Annotated in this window: 19 protein-coding genes; 8 read left to right on the top strand and 11 right to left on the bottom strand. The window is 66.6% G+C overall.

Annotation, left to right across the window (positions count from 1 at the left end; all coding sequences use genetic code 11):
- Window positions 1-31 precede the first annotated feature (31 nt).
- Genes rpoZ through ACRSCF_RS23355 form a run of 3 tightly spaced genes read right to left on the bottom strand, consistent with a single transcriptional unit; the run spans window position 32 to window position 1,821 of the window.
- Window positions 32-235, bottom strand: a complete 204-nt coding sequence (gene rpoZ, locus ACRSCF_RS23365; protein ID WP_016450310.1) for a DNA-directed RNA polymerase subunit omega — start codon at window positions 233-235, stop codon at window positions 32-34.
- Window positions 236-253: 18 nt separating this feature from the next.
- Window positions 254-883, bottom strand: coding sequence for a guanylate kinase (gene gmk / locus ACRSCF_RS23360; protein ID WP_016450311.1), 630 nt, complete (start codon window positions 881-883; stop codon window positions 254-256).
- A gap of 44 nt (window positions 884-927) precedes the next feature.
- Window positions 928-1,821 (bottom strand): YicC/YloC family endoribonuclease, encoded by an 894-nt coding sequence (locus tag ACRSCF_RS23355; RefSeq protein ID WP_017407182.1) that lies wholly within the window; start codon window positions 1,819-1,821, stop codon window positions 928-930.
- A gap of 89 nt (window positions 1,822-1,910) precedes the next feature.
- Between ACRSCF_RS23355 and ACRSCF_RS23350 the strand changes: the two genes are divergently transcribed.
- The 4 genes from ACRSCF_RS23350 (at window position 1,911) to hemW (ending at window position 5,787) form a co-directional block, all read left to right on the top strand.
- On the top strand, window positions 1,911-2,942 hold the full coding sequence (locus ACRSCF_RS23350; protein ID WP_016450313.1) for a serine/threonine protein kinase: 1,032 nt from the start codon (window positions 1,911-1,913) through the stop codon (window positions 2,940-2,942).
- Entirely contained in the window at window positions 2,939-3,844 is a 906-nt protein-coding gene (locus tag ACRSCF_RS23345; protein ID WP_016450314.1) for a PP2C family protein-serine/threonine phosphatase, read from the top strand. Before ACRSCF_RS23350 ends, ACRSCF_RS23345 begins: the two co-directional genes overlap by 4 nt.
- Window positions 3,845-3,943: 99 nt before the next feature.
- Complete coding sequence (rdgB, locus tag ACRSCF_RS23340) at window positions 3,944-4,546, top strand: RdgB/HAM1 family non-canonical purine NTP pyrophosphatase (RefSeq protein WP_034367744.1); 603 nt, start codon at window positions 3,944-3,946, stop codon at window positions 4,544-4,546.
- Window positions 4,543-5,787 (top strand): radical SAM family heme chaperone HemW, encoded by a 1,245-nt coding sequence (gene hemW, locus ACRSCF_RS23335; protein WP_034367749.1) that lies wholly within the window; start codon window positions 4,543-4,545, stop codon window positions 5,785-5,787. Before rdgB ends, hemW begins: the two co-directional genes overlap by 4 nt.
- 76 nt (window positions 5,788-5,863) lie before the next feature.
- On the opposite strand, the gene ACRSCF_RS23330 is transcribed toward hemW, so the two are convergent.
- The 5 genes from ACRSCF_RS23330 to ACRSCF_RS23310 form a co-directional block, all read right to left on the bottom strand.
- Window positions 5,864-6,217 carry an I78 family peptidase inhibitor gene (locus ACRSCF_RS23330; protein ID WP_016454730.1) on the bottom strand — a complete coding sequence of 118 codons (354 nt, stop codon included), beginning with the start codon at window positions 6,215-6,217 and terminating at the stop codon, window positions 5,864-5,866.
- 175 nt (window positions 6,218-6,392) lie between these two features.
- Window positions 6,393-7,958 carry an SPOR domain-containing protein gene (locus ACRSCF_RS23325; RefSeq protein ID WP_244386706.1) on the bottom strand — a complete coding sequence of 522 codons (1,566 nt, stop codon included), beginning with the start codon at window positions 7,956-7,958 and terminating at the stop codon, window positions 6,393-6,395.
- A gap of 98 nt (window positions 7,959-8,056) precedes the next feature.
- Complete coding sequence (gene fahA / locus ACRSCF_RS23320; RefSeq protein WP_017407178.1) at window positions 8,057-9,373, bottom strand: fumarylacetoacetase; 1,317 nt, start codon at window positions 9,371-9,373, stop codon at window positions 8,057-8,059.
- A 75-nt stretch (window positions 9,374-9,448) separates the two neighbouring features.
- Window positions 9,449-10,267, bottom strand: a complete 819-nt coding sequence (locus ACRSCF_RS23315) for a 3-hydroxybutyrate dehydrogenase (protein WP_017407177.1) — start codon at window positions 10,265-10,267, stop codon at window positions 9,449-9,451.
- Window positions 10,264-11,007, bottom strand: coding sequence for a GntR family transcriptional regulator (locus tag ACRSCF_RS23310; RefSeq protein ID WP_016450321.1), 744 nt, complete (start codon window positions 11,005-11,007; stop codon window positions 10,264-10,266). The genes ACRSCF_RS23315 and ACRSCF_RS23310 overlap by 4 nt, the downstream gene beginning before the upstream one ends.
- A 176-nt stretch (window positions 11,008-11,183) precedes the next feature.
- Between ACRSCF_RS23310 and ACRSCF_RS23305 the strand changes: the two genes are divergently transcribed.
- From ACRSCF_RS23305 to ACRSCF_RS23295, 3 genes are all read left to right on the top strand, one after another.
- The gene (locus ACRSCF_RS23305) at window positions 11,184-13,451 is read left to right on the top strand and encodes a hypothetical protein (protein WP_034367752.1); all 2,268 of its coding nucleotides are present in this window, start codon (window positions 11,184-11,186) and stop codon (window positions 13,449-13,451) included.
- A gap of 72 nt (window positions 13,452-13,523) precedes the next feature.
- On the top strand, window positions 13,524-14,639 hold the full coding sequence (locus ACRSCF_RS23300; RefSeq protein WP_016450323.1) for a 3-deoxy-7-phosphoheptulonate synthase: 1,116 nt from the start codon (window positions 13,524-13,526) through the stop codon (window positions 14,637-14,639).
- Between the two features lie 435 nt (window positions 14,640-15,074).
- Window positions 15,075-16,376 carry a multidrug transporter MatE gene (locus tag ACRSCF_RS23295; RefSeq protein WP_034367754.1) on the top strand — a complete coding sequence of 434 codons (1,302 nt, stop codon included), beginning with the start codon at window positions 15,075-15,077 and terminating at the stop codon, window positions 16,374-16,376.
- A gap of 98 nt (window positions 16,377-16,474) precedes the next feature.
- Here the strand turns inward: ACRSCF_RS23295 and ACRSCF_RS23290 are convergent, their stop codons facing one another.
- From ACRSCF_RS23290 to ACRSCF_RS23280, 3 genes are all read right to left on the bottom strand, one after another.
- Window positions 16,475-16,930, bottom strand: a complete 456-nt coding sequence (locus ACRSCF_RS23290; RefSeq protein ID WP_016450324.1) for a PaaI family thioesterase — start codon at window positions 16,928-16,930, stop codon at window positions 16,475-16,477.
- A complete protein-coding gene (locus ACRSCF_RS23285) occupies window positions 16,923-17,390 on the bottom strand; it encodes a MerR family DNA-binding transcriptional regulator (protein ID WP_034367756.1) in 468 nt (155 codons plus the stop codon). Before ACRSCF_RS23285 ends, ACRSCF_RS23290 begins: the two co-directional genes overlap by 8 nt.
- Before the next feature lie 84 nt (window positions 17,391-17,474).
- A complete protein-coding gene (locus tag ACRSCF_RS23280) occupies window positions 17,475-18,257 on the bottom strand; it encodes an SDR family NAD(P)-dependent oxidoreductase (protein ID WP_244386702.1) in 783 nt (260 codons plus the stop codon).
- 66 nt (window positions 18,258-18,323) lie between these two features.
- Between ACRSCF_RS23280 and ACRSCF_RS23275 the strand changes: the two genes are divergently transcribed.
- Window positions 18,324-19,271: a LysR family transcriptional regulator gene (locus ACRSCF_RS23275; protein WP_034367759.1), complete on the top strand. Its 948-nt coding sequence runs from the start codon at window positions 18,324-18,326 to the stop codon at window positions 19,269-19,271.
- The last annotated feature ends 123 nt before the right edge of the window (window positions 19,272-19,394 follow it).

The following is a 19,394-nucleotide window of genomic DNA, read 5'->3' as shown; positions in this document are numbered from 1 at the left end:
TTGTGGGGCCATTGTGTTGCTTTGCAGCAAATCAGCCCGGAACCTTCTTCAGCATCTCGATGCCGACCTTGCCTTCGGCGATCTCGCGCAGCGCGGTGACGCCGGGCTTGTTCTTGGTTTCGATCTTGGGGGTGTGACCCTGGCTCAGCATGCGTGCGCGGTAAGTGGCGGCCAACACGAGCTGGAAGCGGTTAGGGATCTGCTCCAGGCAGTCTTCAACAGTGATGCGTGCCATCAGGATCTCCGGGAAACGTCAGTTGGGTTCAGAAATATTGAGAGACTCGAAGGTCTCTGCGCGGCGGCTGCGCTGAGCCGCATACTTGAGGCGCTGGGCGTGGATGATCGTCTTGAGATCAAACAGTGCGCTCTCGAACAATTCGTTGATTATAACGAAGTCGAATTTCGCCACCTGGGCCATCTCCTCGGCCGCGTTCTTCAGGCGCAGCTCGATCACCTCGGGCGCGTCCTCGCCCCGGTTTTCCAGGCGGGCACGCAGCTCGTCCCAGCTGGGGGGCAGGATGAAGATCAGCACGGCGTTCGGAAACGCTTGCTTGACCTGCAGTGCGCCCTGGTAGTCGATCTCCAGCAGCACGTCGGTGCCGACCTGGATGCGCTCTTCCAGCGCCTTCTTGGCCGTGCCGTAGCGGCGGCTGTGCACGTTCGCCCATTCGACGAAGGCGTTGTTCGACACCATGGCGTCGAACTCCTGGTCGGAGACGAAGTAGTACTCGCGGCCGTGCTTTTCCTGGCCACGCGGCGCGCGCGTGGTGTGGGAGACGGAAGGGGAGACGCGCGCATCGAACTCGCGCAGCGCGCGCACCAGGCTGGACTTGCCGGCCCCGCTGGGGGCCGAGACGACAAAGAGGTTTCCGGGGTAATCCATGGATTTGTGCGCAGTTTGGTTACGCATGGGGATCTGTGATGGGCTTATTCGATGTTCTGCACCTGCTCGCGCATCTGCTCGATCAGCACCTTCATGTCCACGCTGATGCGGGTCAGCTCCAGCGTGGCGGACTTGGAGCCCAGCGTATTGGCTTCGCGGTGCAGTTCCTGGATCAGGAAATCCAGGCGCTTGCCGATCTCGCCGCCCTTCTTGAGCAGGCTCTGGATCTCGTCCAGGTGCGAGTCCAGGCGGGTGACTTCCTCGGCCACGTCGATGCGGATGGCAAAGGCCGTGGCCTCGGTCAGGGCGCGGTCCTGGGCGGCTTCGGGCGCCACGGCGCCTTCGGCCAGGGCCATCGCTTCCTTCCAGCGCTCCATGAAGCGCAGGCGCTGCTGCTCCACGAGCTGGGGCACCAGGGGCGTGGCATCTGCCGCGAGCTTGCGCAGCTGCGCGATGCGGTCCAGCAGCATGGTGGCCAGGCGCTTGCCTTCGCGGGCGCGGGCCTCCAGCAGTTCGGTCAGGGCCTGCTCTGCCAGCGTGGGCAGCACGCTGCTCCAGTCAACGGCCGAGTTGCCGCTGCCGCTGGCCAGGCGCAGGGCGTCGGAGACGGACAGGCTGCGGGCGTCGGGCAGCCAGGACTGGACAGTGTCCTGGAGCATGGCCAGGCGCTGCAGCATGGCGGTGGAGGGGTCGGGCAGGGAGTTGCCGTCGTCGTTGTCGATGGCGGCGCGCACCTCGACCTTGCCGCGCTTGAGGCGGGCGGTCAAAAGGGCCCGCAAGGCTGGCTCATGCGCGCGCAGTTCGTCGGGCAGGCGGAACGAAAGATCCAGGAAGCGGCTGTTGACCGAGCGGATCTCCAGACCGAGCCGGCTGTTGCGGCCCGACGCTCCACCATCTTCTTCGGACGCGCCGTGCTGGGCACTGGCGTATCCGGTCATGCTGTAAACTGGCATTGGACTTTTGATGGATGCTTGCAATTGCCCGATTATCCGGGTTTCGCCCCATCCCTGAGACTCACCGGAGAAAAATGTCTTCCAAGATCAAGCCGGCGCCATTGCCGCCAGGCAGCACGATCGGCGGCTATCGGGTGGTGCGCAGGCTTGCTTCCGGCGGTTTCGGCGTCGTTTACCTGGCCTTGGATGCAGAGGGCAAGCAGGTCGCGATCAAGGAATACCTGCCCGCCTCGCTGGCCACCCGTGCCCCCGGAGAGCTGCAGCCCGCCGTGGCGCCCGAAAAACTTTCGCTGTACCGCCTGGGCCTCAAGAGCTTCTTCGAGGAAGGGCGTTCACTGGCGCAGATCTCGCACGCTTCCGTGGTCAGCGTGCTCAATTTCTTTCGCGAGAACGAAACCGTCTACATGGTGATGAACTACCTGGAGGGTGCCACCCTGCAGGACTTCGTCGTCACCGCGCGCGAGCTCAAGGCCGAGAAGGTGTTCCGCGAATCGACCATTCGCTCGCTGTTCGACGAGGTGCTGCGCGGCCTGCGCATCGTGCACCAGCACAAGATGCTGCACCTGGACATCAAGCCGGCCAACATCTTCATCACCAATGACGACCGTGCCGTGATGATCGACTTCGGCGCGGCGCGCGAGGTGCTGTCCAAGGAAGGCAACTTCATCCGCCCCATGTACACGCCGGGCTTTGCCGCGCCCGAGATGTACCGCCGCGACGCATCGCTGGGGCCCTGGACCGACATCTACGCCATCGGCGCCTGCATCTATGCCTGCATGCAGGGATTTCCGCCCAACGAGGCGCCGCAGCGCCAGGACAAGGACCGGCTCACGCTGGCGCTGACCAAGCTGCGCGGCGTGTATTCGGACAACCTCATCGAGGTGGTCGAGTGGTGCATGGCCGTGGACCCGGGATCGCGTCCGCAGTCGGTGTTTGCGCTGCAAAAGGAATTGAGCCGCGAAGGCGAGCGCCGCTACACCAAGCTCAGCGTCTCCGAGCGCATGCGCCTGCAGCTGGACACGCTGGTGACCGACGCCAAGAAGAACATGCAAAAGATCAGCGGCGCAGCGGGCCTGCCAGCCGTGGGCCAGGAGCGCAAGCCATGAGGTTTTCGGTATTCCAGCTGAGCCGCCGCGGCGGCCGTGCGCTCAATGAAGACCGCATGGGTTACTGCTACACGCGGGAAGCCGTGCTCTTCGTGCTGGCCGACGGCATGGGCGGCCATCCCGAAGGCGAGGTCGCCGCGCAGCTGGCGCTGCAGGTGATGTCCGTGCATTTCCAGCGCCAGGCCAAGCCGCTGCTCGAAGATCCGCAGGGCTTTCTGGTCGATGCGCTGCTGCACGCGCACCGGCAGATCCTGCGCTATGCCAGCGCCAAGGGAATGATCGACACGCCGCGCACCACGCTGGTCGCCGCCGTCATCCAGAAGGGCAAGATCACCTGGATCCATTGCGGCGACTCGCGCCTGTACCTGGTGCGCGGCGGCGAGCTGCTGGTGCGCACGCGCGATCACTCCTATCTGGAGATGGGCGAGATCGCGGCCCAGCTCAAGACATCGAGCCGCAACGTGCTGTTCACCTGCCTGGGCTCTCCGTCCAAGCCCATCTACGACGTGACCGAGCCGCGCCGGCTGGAGCAGGGCGACAAGCTGCTGCTGTGCTCCGACGGTCTGTGGGGCAGCGTGGACGAAGGGCACCTGCTGCGCACCCTGCACGGCCGCACCGTGTCCCAGGCCATTCCCCAGCTGGTCGATACGGCGCTGCGCAATGCGGGCGATGCCAGCGACAACGTCACGGCCATTGCCATGGAGTGGGAGACGCCAGACGCCTTCGAGTCCACCATGGGCATCTCCACCCAGGACATCGAGAACGACGCGTTTGAATCCACGATCCAGGGCGGGGCAATCGAAGACCTGGAAGATGAGCTCGACGACGCGGCCATCGAGCGCTCCATCGCCGAGATCAACGAAGCGATACGCCGCTCGGCCGAGCGCCAGTTCAAGCGCTGACCGCCGCTGCCGGCCCGCGGCAGCGGTGCCGTTGGCGCGCATGGACTACCGAACCTATTGACGACAAAGGGCGCACGGGCGCCCGACTGGATTTCTACGATGAAGATTGTGTTGGCCTCCAACAACCGCGGCAAGCTCGCCGAGCTGCAAGCCATGTTCGCCCCGCTGGGGGTGGAGCTGATCCGCCAGGGCGACCTGTTCGAGGGCGAGGCGCCCGAGCCGCATTGCACCTTTGTGGAGAACGCGCTGGCCAAGGCCCGCTTCGCGGCCGAGCGCACGGGCCTGCCCGCCATTGCCGACGACGCCGGCATGTGCGTCTCGCACTTCGGCGGGCTGCCGGGCGTGGATACGGCCTACTACTGCACGCAGTTCGGCTACGAGAAAAGCGACGACAACAACGTGCGCGCGCTGCTGGAGCAGATGCAGGGCGTGGCCGACCGCCGCGCCGCCATGGTCAGCACCCTGGTGGGCGTGCGCAGCGCAAAGGATCCCGAACCGCTGATCGCCATGGGCCGTGTGCAGGGCGAGATCACCACCGAGCGCCGTGGCACGCAGGGCTTCGGCTTCGACCCCGTGATGTACATCCCCGAGCTGGGCCAGACCTTCGCCGAGATGGACCCGGCCGTGAAGCACGCGCACAGCCACCGCGGCCGCGCCACGCTGCAGATGATCGAACTCGTGCGCGAGCGCTGGGTGCGATGATTCCCATCCAGCCCCAGGATGCGGCCTCCGGCGCCCAGGCCGCCGTGCAGCGCGACATCCAGCACTACATGCGCCCCGGCACGCTGCAGCTGGGCAGCCTGCCGCCGCTGTCGCTGTATGTGCACCTGCCCTGGTGCATTCGCAAGTGCCCGTACTGCGACTTCAACTCGCACGAGCACGGCCGCGACGGCCCCGAGCTGCCGGAAGACCGCTACGTCGACGCCCTGGTCGCCGACCTGGAGAGCGCGCTGCCGCTGATCTGGGGCCGCACCGTGCACAGCATCTTCATCGGCGGCGGCACGCCCAGCCTGTTCGCGCCCGAGTCCATCGACCGGCTGCTGGCCGCCATCCGCGCGCGCCTGCGCATGGAGGCCGACTGCGAGATCACCATGGAGGCCAACCCCGGCACCTTCGAGACCGACCGCTTCCGCGCCTTCCGCGCGGCCGGTGTCACGCGGCTGTCCATTGGCGTGCAGAGCTTTGACGACCGCCTGCTACAGGCCGTGGGCCGCGTGCACGACGGCGCCCAGGCGCGTGCGGCCGTGCGCGAGGCGGCCGACAGCTTCGAGACCTTCAACATCGACCTGATGTACGCGCTGCCCGGCCAGACCGAACTGGACCTGGCGCGGGACCTGGACGTGGCCATGTCCTTCGCGCCGCCGCACCTGTCGGTCTATCACCTGACCATCGAGCCCAATACGTATTTCGCCAAGTTTCCGCCAGCCATCCCCGAGGACGACCTGGCCTACGACATGCTGGACCGCATCACCGCGCGCACCGCTGCCGCAGGCATGCAGCGCTACGAGATATCGGCCTATGCGCGCGAGGGCCACCAGTGCTGGCACAACCGCAACTACTGGCAGTTCGGCGACTACCTGGGCATAGGCGCGGGGGCGCACAGCAAGCTCAGCTTTGCGCACCGCATCGTGCGCCAGGTGCGCTTTCGCGATCCCGCGCGCTACATGGACCAGGCCCTGGCCGGCGCGCCACTGGCGCAGGACGGCGAGGTGCGCCGCGCCGACCTGCCCTTCGAGTACATGCTCAACGCGCTGCGCCTGCGCGAAGGCTTTGCGCTGCAGGACTTCATGGAGCGCACGGGCCTGCCGCTGTCGTCCATCGCCAAGGGGCTGGATGCAGCACAGGCCAAGGGCCTGATCACGCGCGACCTGGGCCGGGTGGTGCCTACGGAGCGGGGCTTTGACTTCCTCAGCGACCTGCAGGAGCTGTTCCTGGCGGAGTGAGCGGGCCAACGACCATTGAAAAAGGACGCCTCGGCGTCCTTTTTTCGTCCAGCGCCACCGCGCAATCGGTCGGCGATCAGCCGCAGCGCACGGCCACGATGCGGCCTGTGCCGTCGACCACCAGGTTCAGGCGTTCCTGATTGAACTCCATCGTCGTTGGCTGGCCTTCGCGCAGCACGCGGGCCATGTAAGCGCCCGACTGCTTGCGGGCGGCCTCCAGCGTGGCCGAGGTATTGCTCTTGCCCACGAAGGACTGCGCCGATGCCGCATTGCAGACCTGCACGGGGCGCGGGGCCGGTTGCGCCGCGCCGCCGCTGCTGCCGCCAAAAGGATTGCCCATGCCGGCGCAACCCGCAACCAGAGTGGTGGCGCCCAGCAGGGCCAGGGCGGCAAGGCGGCGGTGCAGGGCTGGGGTGGTGATCGTCGGCATGGTCTGTCTCCTCAATTCAGGGGGTGTGTGCTGCGCAGTATCAGGGCGGGCGCTGGCGCATCGCCTCGGACAACGCCGCATACCTTAGCCGGGCTCGGGCGGTGCCATTGGCATGCGGAAGTAACAGGCGGCAGCAAAGGCATCACGAAGGCATTGCCAAGGTGCTGCCAGGGCATCACCGCCGCGCGCTGCGGCCTTCCGCGGGGGCGTGGTGGAAGACCGTGGCCTCCAGGCCCATGGCGCGTATCCTGGCCGCCGCCTGATCGGCGCTGCGCTGCTTGGCAAAGGGGCCCGAGCGCACGCGCACGATATTGCCCTTGTTGCTGTGCAGGGTCTGGCTGAGCGTGGGCAGCTTGGCTTTCTCCAGCCGCTCCACCACGCGCCCGGCATTGGCGGCTTCAGAGAACACGCCGATGTTGATGTAGTAGTTGCCCGGCTCCAGAGCCGCCGAGGCAGGCTTGGCAGGTGCCGGGGCCTTTGCGACGGGTTCGGCAGGCTTGGCAGGCTTGGCTGGTTTGGTTTCAGCCGCCACCTTGGAGGGCTTGGCGGGCGCTGGAGTGGCTGTGTGTACGGACGCTGGTGCAGGCGCAGGCGCTTTGGCTGGCACCAACGCGGCCTTGACGGGAATGGCTGCCGCTGCAGTGGCCGCGACGGCACCCGCAGCGCCGGCAGCTGCTACTACGGGCATGGGTTCGACCGTGCCGGAGACGGTGCTGCCGGCAACGGGCAAGGGCGCTTGCGGATCAGGGCGCGCCTCGGCCTGGGCGACTGGCTCTTGCGGCTGGGGTATGGGGGCGGGAGTGGGGGCGGGTGTGGGCGCCGGTTCCGTCCTTGGCGTTTCAACGGCAGCTACGGCTGCGGCGGGCGTTGGCGCCACGGCTGGTGCAGCTGGCGAAACTGGTGCAGCGGCCGGCATGGCTTCGGACGGAATCACCTCGGTCTGTGCCGCCATGAAATGTGGCATGCCCGACAGCGCCCAGATGCCTGCACCGGCAGCGGCGGCAAGCACCGCACCGGCCGCCACGGCCAGGCGCTTGCGTAGGGGCGTGGCCGCGCGGCGGGCCAGGCGTTCGTGCGCTGCGGCCATGTTGGGAGCCTCGCCAATGGCTTGCAGTGTGAGGCGGCGCACATGGTGCCAGTACAGGGCATTGGCGCCCAGGCCGGGAATGGCAATCGCCATCAGCACCAGCGTGGCATCGATGCCGTGGGCAATGGCCGGGGGCAGGCCCAGCGCGGGGCGCAGCAGCAGGCCCCAGACCAGGCCCGTGCCGCCGGCGGCCAGCGCGTAGAGGCCGCCCTCTTGCCACAGCCCGCGCAGCCCGCACCAGGGCAGGGTGAACAGGCCTGCGGCCAGGTTCCAGGTGGGCAGGGGCTTGCCCAGCGCGTCGAAGCGCTCGAACAGCCGCAGGTAGTAGTCGCGCGAGGGCTCGCCAATCAGGCTGGCGTACAGGCCGGGCATCAGGCCTGCACCCTGGCCACCGGTGAAGCTGGTCGTGCCGGAATTCGTGCCGGAACTTGCGCCGGGGGCCGCCCGTTCGTCGGCGGCCGGGCCGTCATCGCCGTGCTGCAGCGCATAGGCTGCGGCGGCGAAGGCGCTGGCGATCGAGGGCGGCAGCTTGCTGGGGCTCTTGGCGGTGCCGGGCTCGGCAAAGGCGGGCTCCTGCCGTGCAGGGGCCGCCTGCCTTCCGAAGTCGATGGTGGCGGGAGGTGCTGAGAGGGCTTCTTCCGATGGGGCGGGCATGTCAGCAATTGTGTCATGCACTCGTGGCTGTCGGAATCACGACATTCGTGGCTATCGATCGGGCGAATCCATCGCGCCCGATCGATTGGAGGCTGCTGTCAGCCCTGGCGCGCTGGCAGCACCGTGGCGCGGCACTCGCCGAAGCCGATGCGCGCGGCGCCCGGCTTCTCGCACCAGCCGCGCAGGATCACGGCATCGCCATCCTGCAGGAAGGTGCGGCTCTCGCCATTGGCCAGCGCCACGGGCTTCTTGCCGCCTTCGGTCAGCTCCAGCAGAGCGCCGGCCTCGCTGGAGGTGGGGCCGGACAGCGTGCCCGTGCCCAGCAGGTCACCGGGCTGCAGGTCGCAGCCGTTGACGCTGTGGTGGGCCACCAGCTGGGCCATGGTCCAGTAGGCGTGGCGGTAGCTGGTGTGGGTGATCTGCTGGGCGGCCTGGCCTTCGGCGCGCATGCGGCCGGTCTCCAGCGCCACGCTCAGCTGCACGTCGAACGCGCCGCGCTCGGAATTGGCGGGCGAGCTGAGGTAGGGCAGGGGCTGGGGATCTGCGGCGGGCCGCGTGAACGCCGTGCGATAGGGCTCCAGCGCCTCCAGCGTCACGATCCAGGGCGAGACCGTGGTGGCGAAGTTCTTCGACAGGAAGGGGCCCAGCGGCTGGTATTCCCAGGCCTGGATGTCGCGCGCCGACCAGTCGTTGAGCAGGCACAGGCCGAAGATGTGGTGTTCGGCCTCGTCCATGGAAATCGCCTCGCCCCAGGCGTTGCCGGCGCCGGTGTAGATGCCCATCTCCAGCTCATAGTCCAGGCGTGCGCAGGGCTTGAGTGCGGGCGCGGCGGCGTCGGGCGCCTTCAGCTGGCCCATGGGGCGGCGGAAGTCCACGCCCGACACGCGCAGGCTGGAGGCGCGGCCGTGGTAGCCAATCGGCACCCACTTGTAGTTCTCCATCAGCGGGTTGTCCGGGCGGAACAGCTTGCCGACGTTGGTGGCGTGGTGCACCGAGGTGTAGAAGTCCGTGTAGTCGCCGACCTGGGCCGGCACCGTGTATTCCACGTCGGACTGGGCCACCAGGCAATCCTGCAGTGCCGCCTGTGCGGCAGCGCCTTCGCGCAGCGCGCGCGACAGCGCCAGACGCAGGGCCGACCAGGCGGCCGGTCCCATGGCCATGAAGCCGTTCAGGTGCTGTTGCGAAGCGGCCTCCAGCTGCGGCTGCACGGCATCGCCCAGGGCCTTGAGGGCGCTGGCGCGCGCCAAGTCCAGCACCTGGTCGCCGATGGCCACGCCGCCGCGCCAGGCCTCCTGGCTGCCTGCGCGGCGGAACACCGCAAACGGCAGGTTCTGGATGGGGAAGTCGCTGGCGCCGGTGTTGGCCGAGGCCACCCAGCTGCGCAGGCCTGCGTCATGGGTTTCGTTCAAGGACATCTGTCTCTCCTGGTTGGGTTTGTCTGTCGTTGGTATGAAAAGGGGTTTGGCGGGGCAGGGCGAGGCGTGGCGAGGTCAGGCGGCGGCAAAGCCGCCGTCCATGTTCCAGTGTGCGCCGCGCACCTGGGCGGCCTGCTCGCTGGCCAGGAAACCGGCCAGCGCCGCCACCTGCTCCACGGTCACGAAGGCCTGGGAGGGCTGCTTGGCGCCCAGCAGCTGGCGGGCCGCCGCGTCGGCATCCAGCCCCTCGCGCGCGGCCAGCGCATCGATCTGCCGTTGCACCAGCGGCGTCAGCACCCAGCCCGGGCAGATGGCGTTGCAGGTCACGGGCGTGGTGGCGAACTCCAGCGCCACCGACTTGGTCAGGCCGATCAGCCCGTGCTTGCTGGCCACATAGGCCGGCTTGCGCGCCACGCCCACCAGCCCGCTGACCGAGGCGATATTGATGATGCGGCCCCAGCCGCGCTCCAGCATCTGCGGCGCGCAGGCCTGGATGGCGTGGAAGGGCGCCGACAGGTTGACGGCCAGCAGCTCGTCCCACTTGCCGGCCGGGAATTCGAGCAGCGGGCTCACATGCTGCATGCCTGCGTTGTTGACCAGGATGTCGATGGCGCCCATCTCGGCCGCAATGCGCTGCGCCAGCGGGGCGATGGCGCTGCCGTCGCGCAGGTCCAGCCCGTAGTGGCGCACCGGCACGCCATGCGTTTGGGCGATTTCGCGCACCAGCGCATCGGTCTCGGCAGAAGCGGCGGCCTGGCCATGCAGCGCGATGGCCGCGCCCTCGCTGGCCAGATGGCGCGCCACGGCCAGGCCGATGCCGCTGGTCGAGCCGGTGATCCAGGCCACGCGGCCCGCATGCGGGCGGCTGGCCGGGGTGGAGGGGGTGGGGTTCATTTCAGGAGATCCATTTCCATATGCACGTACTCGCTGAGAAAGCGCACCCGCGCCCAGTAGATCAGCAGCCCGTCGGCATTGCAGGCCCAGCGCAGCGCCTGCATCAGCGGCGTGCCCAGGGCCACGCCCAGGTGCTCGGCGGCCAGTTCGTCGGCCGGCGCCACGCTCAGGTGCTGGCGCGCCACGGCAATGCGCGAGGGGTCGCTGCTCAGGGCCACGGCCAGGGAGCTGCGCTGCAGCTGGGCCTCGATCTCGGGGAACAGTTCCTGCTCCAGGTACAGCTGCGACAGGCAAAACCGCGCCGCGTCATGGTCGTACACGCGCAGCAGGTGCACGTAGGCGGGGGCCATGCGGCCCACGTCGGGGAAGCCTTCGGGAATCGGCGGCAGGCAGTCCCGCCCGGTGTGCAGGGTGATCTGGCCGATGTGGGCGCCAAAGGCCACCAGCTCCTTCCAGCTGGTGGGCAGCAGAAAGGACGGCGGCTTGTAGGGCGCCGCAATCACCCGCGTGCCGCCGCGCTTGCGCGTGAGCAGCAGGCCCTCTGCCACCAGGGCGCCCAGCGCCATGCGCACCGTGGTGCGCGACACGCCATGCAGCGCCTGCAGCTCCTGCACCGTGGGAATGGCGCTGCCTACGGGCCAGGCGCCCGTGGACACCTTGCTGCGGAACAGCCGCGCCAGCTGCAGGTGCAGCTTGTCCCGGCCTTGTTGAGGGGCCGACGCGGTGGAGTTGGAGGGCATGAAGGCAATAAAGTATCTATTCAGTGCTTTTATTTTTGCACAAAGCAATAGCCCTGACAGCCTGCACTGACGCCCGTCGTTGACAAATGTCTTCAATTGACCAGGCCGAATGACTTTTAAACTGCGGCCCTTTTTCCGTTTTTCGAACGTTGGCCAGAGCGGCCGTTGGGTATTTCATGCAGCAGCAACATGCTTGGGAGTTTTTTCGCGCCGGTGGAGTGGACCAGGTGGTCATCCGCACCGGGCAGGACATTGCGCACATCGGCGAGCTGGACCAGAAGCTGTGGGTGGCCCTGGCCTGCCCCACGCGCGGCATCGAGTTCGACAGCGACACGCTGGACCTGATCGACGAAGACAAGGACGGCCGCATCCGCCCGCCCGAACTGATCGCCGCCTGCCAATGGGCCGTGGCGCGCGTGCGTGACCCCCAGGTGCTGGCCGATGGCGGCGACGTCCTGCAACTGTCCAGCCTGGAGCGCGACAGCGAGCAGGGCGCCTTGCTGCATGCCGAGGCCGAGCGCATGCTGGCCCTGTCCGGTCAGGCCGGCGGCGCCGCGCTGAGTCTGGGCCAGGTGCGCGAGCGCCTGGCCTCCCTGGCGGCCATGCGCTTCAATGGCGATGGCATCGTCAGCCCCGCCACGGCCGAGGGCGACAAGGCACTGGCCGAGCTGATCGAACGCATTGGCAAGGCCTACGGCACCACTGCCGGCGCCGACGGCGTGGCCGGCATCGCGCGCCAGCAGGCAGAGGCTTTCTATGCGGACCTGCGCGCACTGCGCGACTGGCATGCGGGCGCCGAGGCCCTGGGCTGCGGCATTGCCGAGCGCGACAAGGCCCTGGCCGCCGCCCGCGCCGTGGACGCGGTGCAGGCCAAGGTGGACGACTTCTTCGCACGCACACGCCTGGCCGCCTTCGACACGCGCGCGCAGGACCCGCTCAACCCCTCCGTGGAGGGCTATGCCGCCCTGGGCCGCGAAGTGCTGGACAGCGGCGCCCAGGCCATTGCCGCGCTGCCGCTGGCCGCCGTGGCGGCCGATCGCGCGCTGCCGCTGGCCCAGGGCGTCAACCCCGCATGGGCCGGCGCGCTGCAGGCGCTGCGCGAGCAGGCCGTGCAGCCCGTGCTGGGCGAAGACCTGCAGGAGATCACCGCCGCGCAGTGGGAACAGGTCAAGGCCGCCCTGCAGCCCTGCCGCCAATGGCTGGCGGCCCGGCCCGCCACGCCGCTCGATGCCCTGTCTCAACAGGAGGTGCAGGCGCTGCTGGACGGCGGGCAGGAAGCCGCGCTGCTGGACCTCATCGCCCAGGACGAGTCCGAGAAGGAACACAGCCTGCAGGCCGTGGCGCTGGAAAAGCTCATCCGCCTGCAGCGCGACCTGCTGGCGCTGCTCAACAACTTCGTCTCGTTCAGCCTCTTTTACCGGCGCGAGGGCGCGGCCTTCCAGGCCGGCACGCTCTACCTGGATGCGCGCAGCTGCGACCTGACCGTGGAAGTGAGCGACACGGCTGCCCATGCCGCGCTGGCCGGCCGTGCCAAGACCTGCCTGGCCTACTGCGAGCTCCGGCGCGAGGGCAAGAAGAAAGCCATCGTCGCGGCCTTCACGGCGGGCGATGTGGACTTTCTCTTCGTGGGCCGCAACGGCGTGTTCTATGACCGCGCAGGCAACGACTGGGACGCCACCATCGTCAAGCTCATCGAGAACCCCACCAGCATCGGCCAGGCCTTCTTCCTGCCCTACAAGAAATTCCTGCGCATGGTGGAGGAACAGGTGGCCAAGCGCGCCTCGGCCAAGGAAGAGGGCGTGACTGCCAGCCTGGGCACGCAGGCCGGCCAGCTGGTCACGGCGCCCGGCACCGCTGCGGCCAACGCCACAGCCGCCACGGCTGCGGCCGCCCCGCGCAAGACCGATGTGGGCACCGTGGCCGCCCTGGGCGTGGCCCTGGGCTCCATCAGCGCCGTGCTGGTGGGCATCTTCGGCAAGTTCATCGACCTGGGGCCCTGGATTCCCGTGGCCCTGGTCGGCCTCATTGCCGCCATCTCCGGGCCCAGCATGATGATTGCCTGGCTCAAGCTGCGCCAGCGCAGCCTGGGTCCCATCCTGGACGCCAGCGGCTGGGCCATCAACGGCCGCATGCGCATCAACCTGCCGCTGGGCCGCAGCCTGTCGCAGACCGCCAAGGTGCCGGTGGGCGCACGGCGCACGGCGGGCGATCCCTATGCGGAAGGCAATGGCCTGCGCAACACCCTGGTGGCGCTGGCCGTGGTGGCCTTGCTGGCGCTGATGGCCTGGCGCCTGCACTGGATCGATGGCCTGCTGCCCGCCGGCTGGCAGTACGGCGCGGCACCGGCCGCTGTGCCGGCTGCGCCAGAGTCCGCACCTGCGCCTGCGCCAGCAGCGGCACCGGCACCGGCAGCGGCACCGGCACCTGCAGCGACGGCTCAATAAGTCGATGCCAAGGGGCGGGCAAGCCACTTGCCCCGCCCCGGTCGGGAAACCTCAAGGCGCGACAATAGCGCCATGACCACCCCCACCCACGTACAACGCAGTGCCGTGCCCCTGAGCACGCACGACACCACCCGCATCGACGACTTGCGCATCAAGGCCGTGCGCCCCCTGATCACCCCGGCCCTGCTGCAGGAATGGCTGCCCGCGCCCGAAGCCGCGCAGCAACTGGTGGAAACCAGCCGCGCCGCCATCTCGGACGTACTGCAGGGCCGGGACGACCGGCTCATCGTCGTCGTCGGACCCTGCTCCATCCACGACCACGACCAGGCCATGGACTATGCGCGCCAGCTCAAGGCCCAGGCCGACGCCCTGGCCGGCGAGCTGCTCGTGGTCATGCGCGTCTACTTCGAGAAGCCCCGCACCACCGTAGGCTGGAAGGGCTACATCAACGACCCGCACCTGGACGGCAGCTTCGCCATCAACGAAGGCCTGGAAATGGCCCGCGCCCTGCTGCTGGACGTGCTGGCCCTGGGCCTGCCCGTGGGCACGGAATTCCTGGACCTGCTGTCGCCGCAATTCATCAGCGACCTGGTCAGCTGGGGCGCCATCGGCGCGCGCACCACGGAAAGCCAGAGCCACCGCCAGCTGGCCAGCGGCCTGTCCTGCCCTGTGGGCTTCAAGAACGGCACGGACGGCGGCGTCAAGGTGGCCAGCGACGCCATCCAGGCGGCCAGCGCGCCCCACGCCTTCATGGGCATGACCAAGATGGGCCAGTCCGCCATCTTCGAGACCCGCGGCAATGGCGACTGCCACGTCATCCTGCGCGGCGGCAAGCAGCCCAACTACGGCGCCGAGCATGTGCAGGCCGCCTGCGCCCTGCTGGAAGGCGCAGGCCTGCGCCCGCAGGTCATGATCGATGTCTCCCACGCCAACAGCAGCAAGCAGCACCGCCGCCAGATCGACGTGGCGGCCGACGTGGCCCAGCAGATCGCCGGTGGCGATGCCCGCATCACGGGGTTGATGATCGAAAGCCACCTGCAGGAAGGGCGGCAGGACATCGTGGACGGCCAGCCGCTGGCGCATGGCGTGTCCGTGACCGATGCCTGCATCAGCCTGGAGCAGACCGTGCCTGTGCTGCAGCAGCTGGCTGCGGCGGTGAAGGCGCGGCGGGCGAAGCTGCGGGGGTGAGTTGACTGGCCGGGTCTGTTTGGGACCCGCGTCAGACAAGGGAGCAGTCCTGTCCTTCGGCAGGACTGCAATGCTGCAACCGCTACAGCGCAGTGGCGTGCATACAGGTCGCCGATGTAAAGACAGGGTCGGCAGACTGCGAGATCTCATTCAGATGCTTGGGCAGCGTATGCCCGCATCACGCTTTTCAGACCAGTCCGATTGCGTCATGCATTTTCGCATTGAATGATTGATTTTTATATCGGCTCAAGAGATTTTCTATTGTTGCATCCAGTGTATCTCAAGGATTGCGCCGATATGTTTGTCCATATTCCGCAGTGACAGGGATGGCGGGCAATGAATAATGAATGGCAGCTTCAACGTAACCCAGGATCTTCATTTCAAAGAATTCGGGTCATATATCATGGGTTTTGATTCTGCGGAGGAGGGATAGGTATGAGGCCTGCTGATGCAAAGCGGGTATTTGACCTCGCAGTTGGGCGCTCCGCACCACCGCTTGCCTCCATGGTCACCATTTTTGCCATTAGTTTCCATAGCCCTGCTCTTGTTGCCCAATTCAGCATCGCCCTCTCCTTTGCTTCACTTTTCTTTGTGTTGCCGGCGAGTATTGGCGCCATCTTCTTTTCGGAAATAGCTGCCAGCAAAGATAAGGGGCAATCCGATTCACTCATCAGTTTGCTATTCTGGTTGGTCCTCTTGTACACCGGGGTTTGTTTTATTCTGGTGTATTGGCTTCCTGTTATCTCGAAAACCCTGATATCCGGTTTGCCAGAGGAACTGTTGGATGGGGTCGTATCGCAGGCAAGATTGATAATTCTGTGTATTCCATTCTTCGGAATCATCAATGTATGTAGCTGCGTTCTTGAGTCAAGATCACATACTGCCATCGTTGCGAAATTCAGAATGTGGCAGGTTTTTTTCCATGCAGCCTGTGTGATTGTTGTGCTGGTGCTGCTTGGGAGGAATGAGTGGATGAGTGATGACTCGGTCGCTCTTGCCTATCTGTTCAGTGACATCATTTTTTCCATTGCCGCATATGCTTTGATGCGGAAATACTGTCAATTCAGTTTTTCATTCAATTTTCGTGGATTGCCTGGCAGAAGAATATTTTCCGTTTTGATTCCTGGTTATGCCAATTCTTTCTTTGGAAAATATCTGATTTATATATTGTCAATGTCTGTTGCAGGGCTGGGTGCAATGTATTCTGCAATTCAATCCCAAGCTTCTGCCATATTGCTGTTGGCAGAGCTGCCTGCCATGGGAGTCTGTGCTCTTCTGGCGATGGAGATATCAAAAAATCGTGGAAGATGGGCAGTGCAATTTCAGTTCATAAAAGATTCTTCTTCATTGATGATTTATTGTGCCATTATTCCGGTTGTTGCATTGCTTGTATTCATGCTGTTCTATGAAATATCGATGGCCAATGGTTATCAAATTGTCGGTGAGGGGTTCCTTTCCTTGGTGTGCAAAGGAGTTACGGATGTGGGGTTTTTCTATGCGGCAGCAATTTCTGGCGGGCTAGGTCTTTATTGGTCGTCAAGAATCATTTTTTGGGTTGTTTACGCATTGGTGTTTTTTGCCCCGATGTCATTGGGATTTCATGGCTCCAGTTATTCCATGATCAATTATGTTTTCTCATTTTCTTCTCTCCTGTCCTGTGCGCTGTTGGTCCTGCTTATCCGCAACAGGCGAGATTCCCTATCCGAAGAGAAGATTGGCTTGAAGCAGAGCCTGTAGCAGTGGTGGCCCTTGGCGAGGTGATCTGTCCTTCGGCAACCCCGCAACCGCCACGATGCAGGCGCTGACATACGGGGTGGGGAGGCGGGGGAACGTTCTCAGGCCCGCACGGGCCTGGGCTCCAGATTGCGCGCCGTGCCCAGCCAGGTCGCGCAATGCGTTTCATGACCATCCTCGGCCACCGCGAACAGGTCGGCTGCGCAGATGCTGAGCACGCGGCCGGCATCCACCACGCGGCCGCGCGCCCGCAGGTGGGTGCCGCGTGCGGGGGCGAAGAGCTTCACGCTGCCGTCCACCGTGGCATTGGCCCAGCCGGCAGGCAGCAGTGAACCTGCGGCCGACACCGCCGCAAAGTCGCCCAGTGCAAAGACCGCCGTGGCCTGCAACTGGCCCGGCTGAAAGCACAGGGCATCGGCAATGGGCATCTCCAGCTCGGTGGCTCCGGGCTCGGCACGCACGAAGCGCAGGCCCAGGGTGCGCGCCATGGGCATGGCCAGCACGGCGTTCTGCAGCGCCTGGGTGGATGGGGTGGGGTGGGTGGTCGGCTCAGTCATGGCTTGTCTCCTTCGTGGTGGGTGAAGCGGCACGGCGCACGCGCGGCCAGGGCGCGGCGGGTTTGTCGGGTGCGTTGGATGGGGTCGGTTCCGTCTGCGCCAGATCCCGCTCGGCCTGGCGGGCGCGCAGCCACTGCACATGGTCCAGGGCCTGGGCGCGCTGGGCCTGCAGCGCAGCGATCTGTTCGTCTATCTCCTGTACGCGCTGCTGCACGGCATCGGCCAGGTCACCGGGGCCTATGCGCCCCGCACGCCAGGCTCGCAGGTTCTCGGCAATGCGCGGCAGCCCGAACCCCAGCGCGCGGGACATGGCGATGAACACCACCTCGCGCCGGGCCGAGCGCGGATAGTCGCGGTAGCCATTGGGCAGGCGCCGGGGCTTGAGCAGGCCCGCGCGCTCGTAGTGCCGCAGCGCGTGGATGGAGACGCCCGTGAGCCGGGCGAGTTCGGAGATCAGCATGTGCCAAGGCTAGCAAGGCTCGTGCTGGGCTAGGGTTGGGAAGGGGACAGGTTTTTTTCTATCGCTGTCTCTTGCCAGTCGTCTTCAAGCCGGCTGCGCGGCAGGCCTCATCACGCGCGCCGTGAACCGGGCCATGAACTCGCGCGTGACAATGCGCCCGCCCAGGGCCGTCAGGTAGTTGGCGCAGCCGTGCACCACCGAGGCGCGGTTGTCGTCGAAGGCTTTCAGCCCCCGGCGAACCACGTCTTCGCTGGATGCTTTTTTCCCGAAGGATGCGGCCTCGCCGGCGCGGGCGAAGAACGCCGTGTCGGTAGCGCCCGGGCACAACGCCAGCACGCGCACGCCGCGCGGCCGGTACTCGGCCCAGAGCGCTTCGCTGAACGAAAGGACAAAGGCCTTGGTCGCGGCGTAGACCGCCATGTACGGGACCGGCTGAAACGCTGCCGTGGAGGCGATGTTGATGACGCCGCCCTGGCGCTGCTCCAGTGCGGGGAGACACAGGTGCGTCAATTCCACCAGGGCGCCCACATTCAGATCGATGGCCTCCCGCTGTATGTCCAGCGCCAGTTCATCAAACCTGCCGTGGGTGCCGAAGCCGGCGTTGTTCACCAGCAGGTCCGGCAGCAGGCCCCTGGCGCTGACGGCCTCGAAGACCCGCCGGGCCGCCCCGGGTGCGGCCAGGTCCTCCACCAGGAATTCGGCGCCGGGCAATTCGCGGGCGAGCTTCTCGAGCCTGTCGCGGCTGCGCGCGATCAGCACGACTTTGGCGCCACGGCGGGCAAGCTCCCTGGCGAATACTTCACCGATGCCCATGGAGGCGCCGGTCACCAGGACGGTTTTCTGGGAGAAATCAAAAGGGGTTTTCATGCACTCGAGTATTGCGACGGGGGGCCCGCCTGGGAATGGGCAGCGCTGGTAAGCTGATTTGCATTCATGAAAAACCAACCGCCCACCACCTGGGATGACCTGCGCGTGCTCCTGGCGCTTCACCGCCACCAAAGCCTGCTGGCCGCAGGCGCTGCCCTGGGCCTGTCCACCTCCACCGTCGCGCGGCGCATCGAGGCGCTGGAGCAATCCCTGGGCCGCGCCCTGGTACACCGCAGCAGCGCAGGGACGACGGTCGAGCCCGATGCGATGGAACTGGTGGAGCTGGCCGAGCAATTCGAGCTGGGACTGGGCGGCATCAAGCGCGACGACCGGCCCGCTGAGAAGGCCCATGCGCTGACCGGCACCATCCGCGTCAGCATGGGCGAAGGCTTCGTGAAGCCGGTGACCGCCGTGCTCTCGCAGTTGAGAAGCGCGCACCCCGGGCTGCATATCGAAGTGGCCGTGGAGTCGCGCTTCACGGATGTCGGGCGGCGCGAAGTGGACGTCGCGCTCCGGGTCGGGCGCTCCAGCTCGGCCGTGGTGGTGGAGAAATGGGCGGGGCAACTGACGTTTGGCCTGTACGCCTCGCACGGCTATGTCGAGCAGCGCCTGCCGGGTCGCCGCCTGCGCGTGCAGGACTTCGCCAGCCACGACTTCGTGGGACAGGACCTGGCCACCGGCCGGCAGGACGCCTCCAACCTGTGGCTGGCCAGCCGGGGCGCCACCCGGTTCGTCTTTCGATCCGCCTCCGACCTGGCCCGCCAGGAGGCCACGGAGCAAGGCCAGGGCATCTGCCTGCTGCCCGACGCCATGGCCCATGCCGTGCCCGGCCTGGCACGGCTGGAGGTGGACGCGCCACTGCCGTCCTGCCCGGTGTACCTGGCCTATCACCGCGACCGCCGCAACGTGCCGGGCGTGCGGGCAGTGATCGACGCGCTGGGCGCGGCGCTGGCCGAAGGGCTGCAGCCGCCCGCAGAAAAAGCCGAAGCGGCCAACCCTGCCGCGCAGTCATGACAGGCCCGGTCTTTCCAGACCTTTCAAGGCGAGGGCGCGGCCGACGGACCCGGTGAGCAGCCAGGACCATCGTTGGGCGTTGATCCCAACGAAACAAGAATGGGCAGTGGCTGGCGCGAAACG

Source organism: Delftia sp. 11MD, assembly GCF_050907895.1.
Classification (GTDB): domain Bacteria; phylum Pseudomonadota; class Gammaproteobacteria; order Burkholderiales; family Burkholderiaceae_C; genus Comamonas; species Comamonas tsuruhatensis.
This window is presented reverse-complemented; position numbering and strand designations above follow the sequence as displayed.

Coding starts and splice junctions, on each gene's coding strand:
- rpoZ (WP_016450310.1), bottom strand. CDS start 235: ATGGCACGCATCACTGTTGAAGACTGCCTGGAGCAGATCCCTAACCGC.
- gmk (WP_016450311.1), bottom strand. CDS start 883: ATGGATTACCCCGGAAACCTCTTTGTCGTCTCGGCCCCCAGCGGGGCC.
- ACRSCF_RS23355 (WP_017407182.1), bottom strand. CDS start 1,821: ATGACCGGATACGCCAGTGCCCAGCACGGCGCGTCCGAAGAAGATGGT.
- ACRSCF_RS23350 (WP_016450313.1), top strand. CDS start 1,911: ATGTCTTCCAAGATCAAGCCGGCGCCATTGCCGCCAGGCAGCACGATC.
- ACRSCF_RS23345 (WP_016450314.1), top strand. CDS start 2,939: ATGAGGTTTTCGGTATTCCAGCTGAGCCGCCGCGGCGGCCGTGCGCTC.
- rdgB (WP_034367744.1), top strand. CDS start 3,944: ATGAAGATTGTGTTGGCCTCCAACAACCGCGGCAAGCTCGCCGAGCTG.
- hemW (WP_034367749.1), top strand. CDS start 4,543: ATGATTCCCATCCAGCCCCAGGATGCGGCCTCCGGCGCCCAGGCCGCC.
- ACRSCF_RS23330 (WP_016454730.1), bottom strand. CDS start 6,217: ATGCCGACGATCACCACCCCAGCCCTGCACCGCCGCCTTGCCGCCCTG.
- ACRSCF_RS23325 (WP_244386706.1), bottom strand. CDS start 7,958: ATGCCCGCCCCATCGGAAGAAGCCCTCTCAGCACCTCCCGCCACCATC.
- fahA (WP_017407178.1), bottom strand. CDS start 9,373: ATGTCCTTGAACGAAACCCATGACGCAGGCCTGCGCAGCTGGGTGGCC.
- ACRSCF_RS23315 (WP_017407177.1), bottom strand. CDS start 10,267: ATGAACCCCACCCCCTCCACCCCGGCCAGCCGCCCGCATGCGGGCCGC.
- ACRSCF_RS23310 (WP_016450321.1), bottom strand. CDS start 11,007: ATGCCCTCCAACTCCACCGCGTCGGCCCCTCAACAAGGCCGGGACAAG.
- ACRSCF_RS23305 (WP_034367752.1), top strand. CDS start 11,184: ATGCAGCAGCAACATGCTTGGGAGTTTTTTCGCGCCGGTGGAGTGGAC.
- ACRSCF_RS23300 (WP_016450323.1), top strand. CDS start 13,524: ATGACCACCCCCACCCACGTACAACGCAGTGCCGTGCCCCTGAGCACG.
- ACRSCF_RS23295 (WP_034367754.1), top strand. CDS start 15,075: ATGAGGCCTGCTGATGCAAAGCGGGTATTTGACCTCGCAGTTGGGCGC.
- ACRSCF_RS23290 (WP_016450324.1), bottom strand. CDS start 16,930: ATGACTGAGCCGACCACCCACCCCACCCCATCCACCCAGGCGCTGCAG.
- ACRSCF_RS23285 (WP_034367756.1), bottom strand. CDS start 17,390: ATGCTGATCTCCGAACTCGCCCGGCTCACGGGCGTCTCCATCCACGCG.
- ACRSCF_RS23280 (WP_244386702.1), bottom strand. CDS start 18,257: ATGAAAACCCCTTTTGATTTCTCCCAGAAAACCGTCCTGGTGACCGGC.
- ACRSCF_RS23275 (WP_034367759.1), top strand. CDS start 18,324: ATGAAAAACCAACCGCCCACCACCTGGGATGACCTGCGCGTGCTCCTG.